Annotated in this window: 13 protein-coding genes; 7 read left to right on the forward strand and 6 right to left on the reverse strand. The window is 64.0% G+C overall.

What is annotated here, in order from left to right; all coding sequences use genetic code 11:
• The first annotated feature begins 27 nt into the window (after positions 1–27).
• Positions 28–1398 carry a bifunctional UDP-N-acetylglucosamine diphosphorylase/glucosamine-1-phosphate N-acetyltransferase GlmU gene (glmU, locus tag ACXJ16_RS07360; RefSeq protein ID WP_443477787.1) on the forward strand — a complete coding sequence of 457 codons (1371 nt, stop codon included), beginning with the start codon at positions 28–30 and terminating at the stop codon, positions 1396–1398.
• A 57-nt stretch (positions 1399–1455) separates the two neighbouring features.
• Here glmU and ACXJ16_RS07365 read toward each other — a convergent pair whose 3' ends face one another.
• Positions 1456–2169, reverse strand: a complete 714-nt coding sequence (locus tag ACXJ16_RS07365) for a tetratricopeptide repeat protein (RefSeq protein ID WP_324698816.1) — start codon at positions 2167–2169, stop codon at positions 1456–1458.
• A gap of 170 nt (positions 2170–2339) precedes the next feature.
• Between ACXJ16_RS07365 and ACXJ16_RS07370 the strand changes: the two genes are divergently transcribed.
• From ACXJ16_RS07370 to ACXJ16_RS07380, 3 genes are all read left to right on the forward strand, one after another.
• Positions 2340–3188, forward strand: coding sequence for a TIGR00266 family protein (locus ACXJ16_RS07370; RefSeq protein WP_185997678.1), 849 nt, complete (start codon positions 2340–2342; stop codon positions 3186–3188).
• Between the two features lie 134 nt (positions 3189–3322).
• Entirely contained in the window at positions 3323–5146 is a 1824-nt protein-coding gene (gene glmS, locus ACXJ16_RS07375; protein ID WP_324698815.1) for a glutamine--fructose-6-phosphate transaminase (isomerizing), read from the forward strand.
• A gap of 234 nt (positions 5147–5380) precedes the next feature.
• Positions 5381–7564 carry a putative bifunctional diguanylate cyclase/phosphodiesterase gene (locus tag ACXJ16_RS07380; protein ID WP_324698814.1) on the forward strand — a complete coding sequence of 728 codons (2184 nt, stop codon included), beginning with the start codon at positions 5381–5383 and terminating at the stop codon, positions 7562–7564.
• A gap of 134 nt (positions 7565–7698) precedes the next feature.
• Here ACXJ16_RS07380 and purQ read toward each other — a convergent pair whose 3' ends face one another.
• Positions 7699–8376, reverse strand: a complete 678-nt coding sequence (gene purQ, locus ACXJ16_RS07385; RefSeq protein ID WP_054441294.1) for a phosphoribosylformylglycinamidine synthase subunit PurQ — start codon at positions 8374–8376, stop codon at positions 7699–7701.
• On the reverse strand, positions 8376–8609 hold the full coding sequence (gene purS, locus ACXJ16_RS07390) for a phosphoribosylformylglycinamidine synthase subunit PurS (protein WP_054441292.1): 234 nt from the start codon (positions 8607–8609) through the stop codon (positions 8376–8378). The genes purQ and purS overlap by 1 nt, the downstream gene beginning before the upstream one ends.
• A gap of 140 nt (positions 8610–8749) precedes the next feature.
• Between purS and ACXJ16_RS07395 the strand changes: the two genes are divergently transcribed.
• The 3 genes from ACXJ16_RS07395 to ACXJ16_RS07405 all read left to right on the forward strand — a co-directional run bounded on the left by ACXJ16_RS07395 (position 8750) and on the right by ACXJ16_RS07405 (position 11080).
• Positions 8750–9661, forward strand: a complete 912-nt coding sequence (locus tag ACXJ16_RS07395) for an SDR family NAD(P)-dependent oxidoreductase (RefSeq protein WP_324698813.1) — start codon at positions 8750–8752, stop codon at positions 9659–9661.
• 87 nt (positions 9662–9748) lie between these two features.
• On the forward strand, positions 9749–10426 hold the full coding sequence (locus ACXJ16_RS07400; RefSeq protein WP_324698812.1) for a DUF4328 domain-containing protein: 678 nt from the start codon (positions 9749–9751) through the stop codon (positions 10424–10426).
• 30 nt (positions 10427–10456) lie between these two features.
• A complete protein-coding gene (locus ACXJ16_RS07405) occupies positions 10457–11080 on the forward strand; it encodes a DUF4328 domain-containing protein (protein ID WP_443477784.1) in 624 nt (207 codons plus the stop codon).
• A gap of 21 nt (positions 11081–11101) precedes the next feature.
• Here the strand turns inward: ACXJ16_RS07405 and ACXJ16_RS07410 are convergent, their stop codons facing one another.
• The 3 genes from ACXJ16_RS07410 to ACXJ16_RS07420 are packed head-to-tail and all read right to left on the reverse strand — an operon-like array spanning position 11102 to position 12848.
• A complete protein-coding gene (locus ACXJ16_RS07410) occupies positions 11102–11473 on the reverse strand; it encodes a DUF2794 domain-containing protein (protein ID WP_185997684.1) in 372 nt (123 codons plus the stop codon).
• A 5-nt stretch (positions 11474–11478) separates the two neighbouring features.
• Positions 11479–12180: a serine O-acetyltransferase EpsC gene (epsC, locus tag ACXJ16_RS07415; RefSeq protein WP_054441282.1), complete on the reverse strand. Its 702-nt coding sequence runs from the start codon at positions 12178–12180 to the stop codon at positions 11479–11481.
• A 44-nt stretch (positions 12181–12224) separates the two neighbouring features.
• Positions 12225–12848, reverse strand: coding sequence for a P-loop NTPase family protein (locus ACXJ16_RS07420; protein WP_054441279.1), 624 nt, complete (start codon positions 12846–12848; stop codon positions 12225–12227).
• Positions 12849–12853 lie beyond the last annotated feature (5 nt).

A 12853-nucleotide genomic window follows, 5' to 3' on the forward strand; every position in this document is an offset into this window, starting at 1 on the left:
GCAACAATTTGCTGGCAAGTGATACACATGGTCGAACAATCCACGCCTCTCGCAATCGTCGTCCTCGCCGCCGGCAAGGGCACCCGCATGAAGAGCGATCTCCACAAGGTGCTCCATCCCATCGCGGGCCGTCCCATGCTCGAACACCTGCTGGACAGCGCTGCCGCACTGGCACCGCAGCGGCAGGTCGTCGTCGCGGGCCATGGACGCGAACAGCTTGAGCGGGCTCTCGGCAGCCGCGCGACAATCGCCGTTCAGGAACCGCAACTCGGCACCGGCCACGCAGTGCAGCAGGCCGAAGCGGCGCTGGCCGGCTTTTCCGGCGACGTGCTGATCCTTTACGGTGACGTGCCTTTCGTCAGCACCGAAACGATGCAGGCCATGATCCATCGCCTTCATGCCGAGGATTCGCCCGCCGTCGTCGTGCTCGGTTTCGAGCCGGAAGACCCGCTCCAATACGGCCGCGTCCTCGCCCATGACGACGGGCGCATTGCCATGATGGTCGAATACAAGGACGCGAGTGAGGAACAGCGGGCCTGCCGACTGTGCAATTCGGGCCTGATGGCGGTAAAGTCCGCCGACCTGTTCGGCCTGCTTGCCCGCGTCGGGAATGAAAACGCCCAGGGCGAATACTACCTCGTGGACATCGTCAACGTGGCGACACTCGACGGGCAGTCGTGTGCGGTCATCGTCACCCCCGATCCGGGCGAAGTGGGCGGCATCAACAGTCGCGGCGAACTGGCCGAGGCCGAAGCGCGCTGGCAATCCCGCCGCCGTATCGCCGCCATGGCCGACGGCGCCACCCTGATCGCGCCGGAAACCGTGTTTTTCGCCTGGGACACGAATCTCGGCCGAGATGTGACCGTCGAACCCAACGTCGTCTTCGGCCCTGGCGTCACGGTGGCGAACGATGTGACCATCCACGCATTCTCGCACCTTGAAGGCGCCACCATCGAAACCGGCGTCTCGGTCGGCCCTTATGCGCGCCTGCGCCCCGGCACTATCCTGCGCGAGGGTTCGAAGGTCGGCAATTTCGTCGAGATCAAGAACGCCGAACTGGGCGAAGGCGCGAAGGCCAATCACCTCACTTACGTTGGCGACGCAACGGTGGGCGCCAGCGCCAATCTCGGCGCAGGTACGATCACCTGCAACTACGACGGCTATTTCAAGCACCGCACCGTTATTGGCGAGCGCGCCTTCATCGGCTCCAACAGCGCCCTTGTCGCCCCGGTCAGGATCGGCGCGGATGCCATCGTTGCCGCGGGCAGCACCGTCACCCGCGATGTGGGGGACGGAGAACTTCGCCTCGTCCGCGGCGAACAGCTGGTCAAGCCGGGTTGGGCCGACCGTTTCCACGATGCCATGAAGAAGAAGAAGGCCGAGAAGTCAGCAAGCTGATACGAAAACGGGCGGTTCAGCACCGCCCGTTTCAAGATTTGCGGTGATTGCGAATGGTCAGGCGCCGATGGCCTTCTTCTGGGCAATGAAATCCAGTTCGCTCTTGGCTCCGGCATTGGCGGGATCATATTCCAGCGACTGGCGGAACAGCTTCTGCGCTTCGTCAAGCTGGCCCATCTCGATCTTGTTGTAGCCCATGCCGCGAAGAGCGCGGGCGGCGACCGAGGCGTCGTCACCCTTGGTGTCCTTGTCGACGATTTCCCATGCATGGGAGAACAGATCGTAGGACCGTTGCCATTCCCGGCGCGACTTGAACAGTTCTGCATACTCGTTGGCGAAGTGGGCATTATCGGGCGCGAGTTCGGTAGCACGGCGCAGTTCGGCTTCCGCAAGGTCGCCGCGTCCAAGATCGACCAGCGCAAAGCCCTTTCCGAAGTGTGCATCGCAAACCGCGCTGCTCACGATGACGGCCTTGCCCGCAGCAACAGACCCTTCAGCCGCTTCCGACTGGCAGAGCCGCGGACGGACGTCACCGGTCAGCGCCTGTTCGCTCGCGAGGATCACCGAATCGAACATCTTTACCGCCTGCGCAGGCTTGCCGGCACGAATCAGCGCGAAGCCTTTGCTGACGCCGTTCTGGCTTTCGATGTGGAGCGCGGTGTTCACCACCGCCCCGCCGCCACCGATGTCGCGCGCGAATGCAGGTCCGCTGCTGGCCACGGCGGCAAGCCCGATGAAAACAAATGAAACCGACTTCATGGTGAAGTGCATCGGCGTTATCCTCTCCAGGAACACCGATCGCGCACCGATCTTTGCCGGGCGATTTTCGTCGGAACAGTGTTCGTCGAACTGCGTAGACTATCCAACGGACGCGGTTTGACAAGAACTTTCACGAAACCCAGATAGCGGTCACCGAATCTTTCCCGTCCCCCGGAGTATCCATGCCAAACAATCCCTGGAGCCACAGCCGCAATTCCGCGATCGCCGACGATGTCGACTTCGAAATCAAGGGTGCGGAACTCCAGTTCGTCGAGATCGAACTGGACCCGGGCGAAAGCGCGGTAGCGGAAGCGGGCGCGATGGTCTGGAAGGATTCGTCGATCGCCATGTCCACCGTGTTCGGCGACGGTTCCGAACAACAAGGCAGCGGCTTCATGGGCAAGCTGCTTGGCGCGGGCAAGCGCCTCGTCACCGGCGAGAGCCTGTTCACCACCGTATTCACGCACGAAGGACGCGGCAAAGCCCGCGTCGCCTTCTCCGCGCCGATCCCCGGTTCGATCGTGCCGATCAAGCTCGATGAGGTGGACGGCCGCCTGATCTGCCAGAAGGACGCCTTCCTCTGCGCGGCGCGCGGCGTCTCGATCGGCGTTCATTTCCAGCAGAAGATCATGACCGGCCTGTTCGGCGGCGAAGGCTTCATCATGCAGCGCCTCGAAGGTGACGGCTGGGTCTTCGTGCAAATGGGCGGCACCGTTATCGAGCGCACGCTGGAAGCGGGCGAGGAACTCCACATCGACACCGGCTGCGTCGCCGCCTTCACGTCCGGCGTGGATTTCGACCTGGTGCGTGCAGGTTCGGTGAAATCGATGATCTTCGGCGGCGAAGGGGTGTTCTTCGCCCGCCTGCGCGGCCCGGGGAAAGTGTGGATCCAGTCGCTGCCGTTCTCGCGCCTCGCCGGGCGCATGATGGCCGCCGCCGTACCCTATGGCGGACAGAACCGCGGCGAGAGCACGCTGCTCGGCCTCGGCGCCGTTGGCGGAATCGGGGCCCTGCTCAGCGGCGACGACTGATCGCTTCGGATTACATCCGATAACCCATCCGCTTTGCACACATTACCAAGCCTTCATGGTGGCGCCACCAAACGCCAACCATTATCGGTGTATGGGCAAGGCAGTTTCGGCTCGAACAAGGTAACGCAAGCGCAATGTGTGGAATCATCGGCATCGTCGGCAAGGAAGAAGTCGCGGATCGGCTCGTCGACGGACTGCGCCGCATGGAATATCGCGGTTATGACAGCGCGGGCGTCTGCACGGTCGAGAACGGCCAGCTGATCCGCCGCCGCGCGCAGGGCAAACTGGTGAACCTCGTTGACGAGCTGGCGCGCGATCCCGCGCCGGGCCTGATCGGCATCGCTCACACCCGCTGGGCCACGCATGGCGCGCCCACCGCCGTCAACGCCCACCCGCATGCGACCGAACACCTTGCCCTCGTCCACAACGGCATCATCGAGAACTTCAAGCCGCTGCGCGAAGCCCTCGAAGCGCGCGGTCGCAGGTTCGAGAGCCAGACCGATACCGAAGTTGTGGCGCATCTCGTTTCCGAGCAGGTCGAAGGGGGGCTCTCCCCGCAAGAGGCGGTGAAGGTCGCGCTGCCGCAACTTCGCGGCGCCTTCGCGCTCGCGATCGCTTTCCGCCAGCACCCCGACCTGCTGATCGGCGCCCGCCTCGGCTCGCCGCTGGTCGTCGGTTACGGCGAGGGAGAAACCTACCTCGGCTCCGACGCCCTCGCGCTCGCCCCGCTGACCCAGCGCATCACTTATCTCGACGAAGGCGACTGGGTCGTCATCACCCGCGAGGGCGCGCAGATCTTCGATGCCGACAATAATCCGGTGGAGCGCGAGATCGTCTCCTCCGGCGCCTCGGCCGTTGCCATCGAGAAGGGCAATTACCGCCACTTCATGCAGAAGGAGATTTTCGAGCAGCCGACCGTGGTGGCGCAGACCCTGCGCAGCTACATCCACCAGGTGGACCAATCGGTCGCCCTGCCGCAGATCGATTTCGACCTTTCGGCCATCAAGCGCATCACCATCGTCGCCTGCGGCACCAGCTTCTACGCCGGCATGGTGGCGAAATACTGGATCGAGACGTTCGCTCGCCTGCCGGTCGACATCGATGTGGCCTCCGAATTCCGCTACCGCGACCCGGTGTTGGAGCCGGGCGGCCTTGCCCTTTTCATCTCGCAGTCCGGCGAAACGGCGGACACGCTCGCCGCGCTGAAGCACTGCAAGGCGGCCGGGCAGACCATCGCCGTCGTCGTCAACGTGCCCACCAGCACGATGGCGCGCGAGGCGGACCTGCTGCTGCCTACCCATGCCGGCCCGGAAATCGGCGTCGCTTCCACCAAGGCCTTCTCCTGCCAGCTCGCCGTGCTCGCTGCCCTCGCGGCGCATCTGGCGGTAAAGCGCGGACGGATGGACCGGAATGAGGAAATGGAAGTCGTCCATCACCTCCTGCAGACACCCGCCAGCCTCAACGCGGCGCTCGCTTTCGACGAAGAGATCGCCGCCATGGCACATCTCATCGCGCCGGCCCGAGACGTACTCTACCTCGGCCGCGGGCCGGACTATCCGCTTGCCCTCGAAGGCGCGCTGAAGCTCAAGGAAATCAGCTACATCCATGCCGAGGGCTATGCCTCTGGCGAGATGAAGCACGGCCCCATCGCCCTTATCGACGAAGCCGTGCCGGTGATCGTGCTCGCCCCCTCCGGACCGCTGTTCGAGAAGACGGTAAGCAACATGCAGGAAGTGCGCGCACGCGGCGGCAAGGTCGTGCTGATTTCCGACGCCGAGGGCATCGCAGAGGCAGGCGAAGGCTGCATCGCCACGATCGAAATGCCGCGCGTCCACCCGCTGATCGCGCCGCTGGTCTATGCGGTGCCGGTTCAGCTCCTTGCCTATCACGTCGCCTGCGTGAAGGGCACCGACGTCGACCAGCCTCGCAACCTCGCAAAGAGCGTCACCGTCGAATAACCCGCGCGGCGGTGACCGCTTATGCTTTACCTAGTAATAACCCTTTGCCCGATATAGGCTGAAGGCGTGAATAAGCGGTCACTCCCCACCAAGGCCCTTCCCCGGGAGTTGCCTGTTCTCGCCGTTCTCGGTTTTACCGAACCGGCGGAAGGGGATTGGGCTCGTCTGCGTGGCATCCAGTATTCCAGCCTCGGCCGCGCGCCGCTTGCACGCGTCTTGACGCAGCTGGCGGCCATGGCTGCCGCGGCCGCCCTGCTTCTGCCCCATGTCCATCCGGCGGCGGTCGCCTGCTGGGCCATGCTGGTCTGCCTGACCACCTGGCACGGTGCCCGCATCGGACGAACGATGGCCGATGCGGATAGCCGTCCTCGCCACCGGGGAGAAGCTCGCGCGCAGATCGTCAGCACGGCTGCGAAGTGTCTGGTCTGGGCCATCCCGGTGTGCGGTTTCGGGCCGTTCGTCGATCCGCAAGTCCAGATCAAACTCTGGACCGTGCTGGCCATGCTGATGACCGCCTGTGCCGTACTGATTCCTGGGTTCCCGCTCACGACCCTGCTGTTCATCGCCATTGTCGGCGGTTCCGCCATCGGCTCCTTCCTTGCCGCCGGGCTCTACGACATCGCGCTTATCGCCTCGGCTTTCATCGCCGTGGTCGTTGCGGGGACGATCCAGTCCGCCAGGCAATACCTGACCGGCAAGCTGGCTGAGGCTGGGATGGTCGAACGGGACGAAGTGGTTTCGCTCTTGATAAGCGAATCCGAGAAAGGTCATGGGGACTGGGCCTGGCAGATTGACCCTTCACGCCGCCTCCGCGCCGTTTCACGCCGACTCGCCGGGGCGCTCGACAGGACTGCGGAAGAGCTTGAGGGCGTGCCGTTCCTCCAACTGCTGGCTGGTCCAAGCTGGGAAACCGGCGAATTTCCGGCGAGCCTTCACGAACTTGCCGAACGGCTGAAACGCCGTGAGAGCTTCTCGAACCTGCTCGTCCGCGTCTCGGTAGGCGGGAGGCCGCGCTGGTGGGACCTTTCAGGCGATCCCAAGCTCGACGCGAACGGCCGGTTCGACGGTTTCCGCGGCAACGGCACCGACGTGACCGAAGCTCGGGAGAATTCGGACAAGATCGCCTGGCTCGCGCGCTACGATCCCCTGACCGGGCTTCCCAACCGCCTGATGCTCACCGAAGCCCTGGATGGAGCGCTTGCCTACGCAGCGCAGTGGCGCACGCGCTGCGCCTTCCTCATGATCGACCTCGACCGCTTCAAGGCCGTGAACGAGACCCTGGGGCACCATGTCGGCGACCAGTTGCTGGCGCGCGTATCGGAGCGCCTGAAGGAACAGATGACCGATCGCGAGGTCTGCGGCCGTCTAGGCGGGGACGAGTTCGCGGTCGTCATTCGCGATGCATCGGACCTCGACTACGTGCGGCGCGTCGCGCAGCGCATCATCCAGAGCCTTTCCCAGCCATACCAGGTCGACCACCACACTCTCTTCGTGGGCGCATCGGTAGGCTCAGCGATCGGCCCGCGCGACGGCGCAACCGTCGAAACCCTGATGCGCAATGCCGATCTCGCGCTCTATCGCTCCAAGGACGAGGGCGGCAACGCACACTTCACTTACGAACCCGTGCTCCACGCCCATGCCGAGGAACGGCGCAAGCTGGAATTCTCGCTCCGATCGGCGGTGGAACGCAAGGAATTCGCGCTCCACTACCAACCGGTCGTCGATGCCGAAAGCGAAGCGGTCGTCAGCTTCGAGGCGCTCCTGCGCTGGAACAGCAAGGAGCATGGCTTCGTCAGCCCGGCCAAGTTCATTCCCCTCGCCGAAGATACGCGTCTTATCGTGCCGATCGGCGAATGGGTGCTTCGGGAGGCTTGCCGCGAGGCGATGAACTGGCCGGATCATGTCCGCGTTGCCGCCAATGTGTCGGGCGAACAATTGCTCGACGCCAACTTCGTCACCAGCGTGGTCTCCGCGCTGACGCAAAGCGGCCTTCCCGCTGCCAGGCTCGAACTGGAAGTGACCGAGAGCATCTTCCTGCGCGACGCCACGCTCGCCCGCGCCGCGCTGGAGCAGGTCATGGCACTGGGCTGCAAGGTCGCCCTCGACGATTTCGGCACCGGCTATTCCTCGCTCGGCTACCTGCGCAAGCTCCGCTTCTCGACTATCAAGATCGATCGCTCCTTCGTGCAGGGCGCCGCCACCGGCAACCCGGAAAGCCTGGCGATCATCCGTGCCGTCGTCGCCATGGCCGACAGCCTCGGCATGTCGACCACCGCCGAAGGCACGGAAACCGAGAAGGAGGTGGAGATGATCCGCAAGCTCGGCTGCCGCAAGATCCAGGGCTACTTCTTCGGCCGCCCGATGTCGGCCGCGGACGCCGGCGCGCTGTTCCGCAACCGCGCCTACTCCGCCGCCTGAAACTCCAGAAAGCCCAACGAAAAGGAGCGGGAAAGGCATGCCCCTCCCCGCTCCCGATCTTTCCCGAATGGGCAAACCTTCGATAGTCGGTCCGCCGCAGATCCGGCAATCGCCGGACCCGCCCTGGCGGCCGCTTAGGCGCCGACCATCCCGCGAATCGCGCTTTCGAAAAGCGCGCGGCCATCCGTGCCGCCGTGCGTCGCCTCGATCGCTCGCTCCGGGTGCGGCATCATGCCCAGCACGTTGCCGGCAGCGTTGAGCACGCCGGCGATCTGACGGGCCGAACCGTTGACGTCCTCGGCATAGCGGAAAGCCACGCGGCCCTCGCCCTCGAGACGGTCGAGCGTTTCGTCGTCGGCATGATAATTGCCATCATGGTGAGCGACCGGAACGCGGATATGCTGGCCGGTCTCGTATCCGGAGGTGAACAGCGACTGCGCGTTCTCCACCTTGAGCGACACTTCGCGGCACACGAACCGGATGCCCGAATTGCGCAGCAGGGCGCCCGGCAGGAGGCCGCTTTCGGTCAGCACCTGGAAGCCGTTGCAAACGCCGAACACCGGCACGCCGCGATTGGCGGCCTCGATCACCGCCTGCATGACCGGCGAACGCGAAGCGATCGCGCCGCAGCGAAGGTAGTCACCATAGGAGAAGCCGCCGGGCAGGCCGATGAAATCGAGCCGTTCGGGCAGTTCTGCATCACCGTGCCAGACGCGGATGCACTCGTTCCCCGAAACCTTTTCCAGCGCCACCGCCAGATCGCGGTCGCAGTTGGAGCCCGGGAACGTGACGACAGCGGAGCGGAAAGCCATCAGGCGACCTTCTCGATGCGGTAGTTCTCGATCACCATGTTGGCGAGGAGCTTCTTGCACATGTCGTCGATCGCTTCGTCGCTGACCGATTCTTCGACATCGAGTTCGAAGAGGCGGCCGGCGCGCACATCGTTGACACCGTCGAAGCCGAGGCCTTCGAGCGAATGGTGGATCGCCCGGCCCTGCGGGTCGAGAACACCGGGCTTGAGGCTGACGTGGACGCGGACTTTCATCGCAGGGCCTTTCGCTAAAGCAGCGCAGATTCGTTTCATGCGCCTATGGCCTCGCGAACGCTCCGGGGCAACCCGTGAGGAGGCCAAACCATGCCACCTTTGCAATTGAAGGGGCTCGCGCAACCTGCCATTCCCGGCTGATGCAGTCCTTCATCTCCTTTGCCGATCAGGTTGCCGTGGTTACCGGAGCGGGTCACGGTCTTGGCCGGGCCTATGCCCTCGAACTCGCGCTGCGCGGTGCGAAAGTCGTCGTCAACGACCTTGGCACGGCGCTTGACGGCTCGGGGCATTCCGATTCCGCTCTTGCCGTCGCCGAAGAAATCCGCGCGCTCGGCGGCGAGGCCATGGCCGATGGCGGGGACGTTTCGGACTTCGCGCAAATGGAAGCCATGGCCGCACGCGCCAGCGAGGCGTGGGGCGGCATCCATGTTCTCATCAACAATGCCGGAATCCTGCGCGACCGCACTTTCGCCAAGATGGACATGGCCGATTTCGAACGGGTCGTAAGGGTCAATCTGCTAGGCAGTGCTTATGCGACCAAGGCCGTGTGGGAAATCATGCGAGAGCAGAACTATGGCCGCGTACTCATGACGACGAGTTCCAGCGGCCTCGGCGGCAACTTCGGCCAGGCCAACTACGGAGCGGCAAAGCTCGGCGTTCTGGGCCTTGCGCGTACGCTTCGCATGGAAGGCGCGAAGTACGGCATCCGCGTCAATTCGCTTGCCCCCACCGCCGGTACGCGGATGACCGCGGACATCTTCCCCGACGAAGCCTACTCAGCGTTCCGCCCCGAAGCCGTCGTGCCCGCCGCACTGTTTCTCGTATCGAAGGACGCCCCCAATGACGCCATAGTCGGCGCAGGGGGCGGTGTCTGCCAGAGCGCCTTCGTCACAATGAATGACGGCATTCTGCTTGGCGAGGACAACCTTTCCGTAGAAGGGTTCGCCGAAGCCTGGCCCAGGATTGCCGACCGCAGCGGTGACAGCGTGCTGGAAACGGGCATGGAACAGGCCCAGCACGCTCTCTCCCTGCTGCTGAAAACCCAAGGTTAAATTCCCGAAGCCCAAATTGTAACCCAGTTGACGTCGCGCTTGCCGCAGGGCAGCCTCCCGTGAGGTGCGACGGGGGAATACTGGAACATGCGGGGGCATATCACGCCGCAAGCTAACGCGCGGCTGGCGACTTATTCGGTCTTCACACAACTGGCAGCAGCAGCTTATGTCGTTGCCCTGATCATCGCGATTTTCGCGCTGGCCTGGGCCGAATACAGGCGGCAAATCGGCTATATCGAGCTCGGCGAGCCGAAGATGGTTCCCTTCGTGATCGCGGGCTTGGCGATTATCGCCGGTCTGGTCACTTTCGTCGTAGCCATGATCGCCTTCCTGCTCTGGTTTCACAAGGCCATCGCCAACCTCCATGCCGTAGGGCTCGCCGGCCTTCGCGCGCGGCCGGTCTGGTCCGGCGCCAGTTTCTTCGTTCCGGTGGCACAGCTCTTCGTGCCGTTCCTGGCCATGCGCGAACTGTGGAACCGCAGCCACGGAGAAGACGAGTACCAGTCGCGCACCGGCGTCACGCAAGTGGCGATCTGGTGGATGAGCTTCGTCACCGGTTCCTTGCTGGTGTTCTTCGTGACCGGCCTCGGGCTGTTCAACCTCGTTTCGCCCGTGAAATTCATCTCGCCCAGTCTGCTCAACCTTTCGCTCATGCTATCAGGGCTTGTCTTCTGGTGCGTGGCTGCTGCCGGCCTCGTGGTGATCCTGCGCGCAATCACCCTCGCGCAGGCCACGCTCATGGACGAAAAAACCGTCTTTGCCTGAACGACAATCCTTCCCGAAAGTAGCTTCATCATGCCCGAAACCGCGCTTTCCGATGGAATCGCCTCGCTCGCCCGCCGTACGCTCGTGGTACGGGTTCTGCTGTGCTGCTACATCGGAACCACCGGGCTGACCCTCGCGGCCATCGCAGCTTCGCTCGCCAGCGGTGCCGTCCCGGAAAGCCCGCTGGCGGTTTTCGCCGCCACAGGTACCGTCGCCGTCCTGGCCGTCTATCTGGTCTGCGCAGTCGCGGTGTCGCTTTGGATCCACAGGGCCCATGCGAATCTCTTCGCGGCCGGGATGGAAGGCCTGGAATTCTCGCCCGGATGGTCCGTCGGCTACTTCTTCATTCCGATAGCCTGCCTGTTCAAGCCATTCGAAGCGATGAGAGAGTTGTGGAACCGGAGCCACCTGCATGGCCATGATGCAGACCAGCCTACCGATCCGCGCCTGGTCGTCTGGTGGACCTGCATGATCGCCGGTACTGTCGCAGGAACGCTCCTCTCATTCAGCATAAGCGCACCGCCGGCAGGCGCCGTGCTGACCTGCATCGTTTATGCCTTGCGAATTGTCGCCGCCGGATCCCTGCTTGCGATCGTCAACGGCGTCGCCCGCGCGCAGGAGGCGGATCTGGACATGCATCACGCATTCGCCTGACCGCATAGGAACCCCTGAGGCTCAGTCTTCCACCACTTTCAGCAGCTTGCGCTCCAGCGGGCTGAGCACGCCGGCCAATTCATGTCCGCGCTTCAGGATTTGCCCGGCCTCGCCGAACAGTGTCCACATTCCCTGTTTCGCACGCAGCGAAGGGCGCTTCTCGATGCGGGCCTGCGGACGCTCGGCAGCGCGGCGGAAGGCAGAGAAGTTGGCGGCCTCCTTGCCGAAATCCATCGCATAATCGCGCCACATGCCTGCTGCCACCATGCGGCCGTAAAGATCGAGAATGCGCTGGAGTTCGAGCCGGTCGAACCCGATCTGCAAGGGCGTGCGGCCGGGAAAGGCCAAGACGCTGCCGGTACTGGAATTCGCGCCTGCGGGGCCTGACACCATTCGGTTCAGACGCCCTTCACGGCCGGCTCGGCCTGCGGCTCATCTTCGCGCGCATGCATCAATTCAGCCACTTGCGCGCGCAGGGCGGCAATCTGCTCCTCCAGCTCGTCGATCCGCTGGTTGCCCACCGGCTCGCAGGGTTCCTTGCAGGGCGTGCCATAAGGCATGAAGTCCTTGGCGTAAGTTTCCGCCTTCACCAGCGTGGAGCGCGCCTTGACGCCGATCATGGTCGCGCCTTCGGGCACGTCCTCGGTCACGACGGCACTGGCGCCGACACGTGCGCGCCTGCCCACCGTTACCGGGCCGATGATCTGCGCGCCGGAGCCTACGATAACATTGTCGAGCAAAGTCGGGTGGCGTTTGCCGCCCTTGCCGTTGGTGGGGTTGGAACCGCCCAGCGTGACGCACTGGTAGATCGTCACATTGTCGCCGATCTCGGCGGTTTCTCCGATGACGGTGAAGCCATGGTCGATGAAGAAGTTCTTCCCGATGGTGGCGCCGGGATGAATGTCGATCGCGGTCAGGAAGCGGGAGATGTGATTCACCACGCGGGCCAGGAAGAACAGGTCCGCACGGAACAGGCGATGCGCGATCTTGTGAAAGAACAGCGCCCACACGCCCGGATAGAGCAGGACTTCCCAGCGTGAACGCGGCGCAGGGTCACGCGCGACGACGGAGTCCAGGTAGCGGACAAGATTACCCAGCATCGCGCGAATCTCCCATCAATCGGCCCGCAAGGCAAGCCGTCCGGTCAAGTGGTCTTCGAGTCGCCGCCTTTAGTCTCGATCAGAGCGTCGCGCCAGATCGCCAGAGTAGGCGGCTGCTTGCGTTCCAGACTGAGCCGATCAATGGCAGTGACCAGATTTTCGACGCCCAGATGGCTACGCACGACGCGCGGTACAAGGTAGTCGATCGCAGTGGGATCGAGATTGAGTGCGCGCATCTGGGCGTGGATCTCGATCAGGGCGGCCAGCATCTCGTCGTCCGGCTCGACGATCTCCAGTTCCAGGGCGGCGCCAAGCCGGGATCCCAGGTCCGGGAGACTGACCTGCCAGCGCCCTTCCCCGCTGCCGCGGCGGCGACTGGAGACGATCAGCAACGGACGTCCGGTTTCCTGCGCACGGTTCCAGCTGTGGAAGATCACGTCCTCCTCCATCCGGTCGGCATCATCCAGCGCATCGCCGTGACCGGCCTCGACGAACCAGCGTGCCAGCAGGGACTTGCCCGAACGCGGAGGACCGGAAAGGATCGCGCTGCGGAACGGCCATGCACCCGGCTCAAGCAAGGCGTCGATCGCCTGTGCGTTGGCACTGCCGACGACAATGCGCGGCGGGCTGTCGCTCGCGGCAGACAGTGGGAGGGCGATCTGCTTCATCACCG

The sequence above is a fragment of the Novosphingobium sp. TK71 genome, from assembly GCF_055361505.1.

Coding starts and splice junctions, on each gene's coding strand:
- glmU (WP_443477787.1), top strand. CDS start 28: ATGGTCGAACAATCCACGCCTCTCGCAATCGTCGTCCTCGCCGCCGGC.
- ACXJ16_RS07365 (WP_324698816.1), bottom strand. CDS start 2,169: ATGCACTTCACCATGAAGTCGGTTTCATTTGTTTTCATCGGGCTTGCC.
- ACXJ16_RS07370 (WP_185997678.1), top strand. CDS start 2,340: ATGCCAAACAATCCCTGGAGCCACAGCCGCAATTCCGCGATCGCCGAC.
- glmS (WP_324698815.1), top strand. CDS start 3,323: ATGTGTGGAATCATCGGCATCGTCGGCAAGGAAGAAGTCGCGGATCGG.
- ACXJ16_RS07380 (WP_324698814.1), top strand. CDS start 5,381: ATGGCTGCCGCGGCCGCCCTGCTTCTGCCCCATGTCCATCCGGCGGCG.
- purQ (WP_054441294.1), bottom strand. CDS start 8,376: ATGGCTTTCCGCTCCGCTGTCGTCACGTTCCCGGGCTCCAACTGCGAC.
- purS (WP_054441292.1), bottom strand. CDS start 8,609: ATGAAAGTCCGCGTCCACGTCAGCCTCAAGCCCGGTGTTCTCGACCCG.
- ACXJ16_RS07395 (WP_324698813.1), top strand. CDS start 8,750: ATGCAGTCCTTCATCTCCTTTGCCGATCAGGTTGCCGTGGTTACCGGA.
- ACXJ16_RS07400 (WP_324698812.1), top strand. CDS start 9,749: ATGCGGGGGCATATCACGCCGCAAGCTAACGCGCGGCTGGCGACTTAT.
- ACXJ16_RS07405 (WP_443477784.1), top strand. CDS start 10,457: ATGCCCGAAACCGCGCTTTCCGATGGAATCGCCTCGCTCGCCCGCCGT.
- ACXJ16_RS07410 (WP_185997684.1), bottom strand. CDS start 11,473: ATGGTGTCAGGCCCCGCAGGCGCGAATTCCAGTACCGGCAGCGTCTTG.
- epsC (WP_054441282.1), bottom strand. CDS start 12,180: ATGCTGGGTAATCTTGTCCGCTACCTGGACTCCGTCGTCGCGCGTGAC.
- ACXJ16_RS07420 (WP_054441279.1), bottom strand. CDS start 12,848: ATGAAGCAGATCGCCCTCCCACTGTCTGCCGCGAGCGACAGCCCGCCG.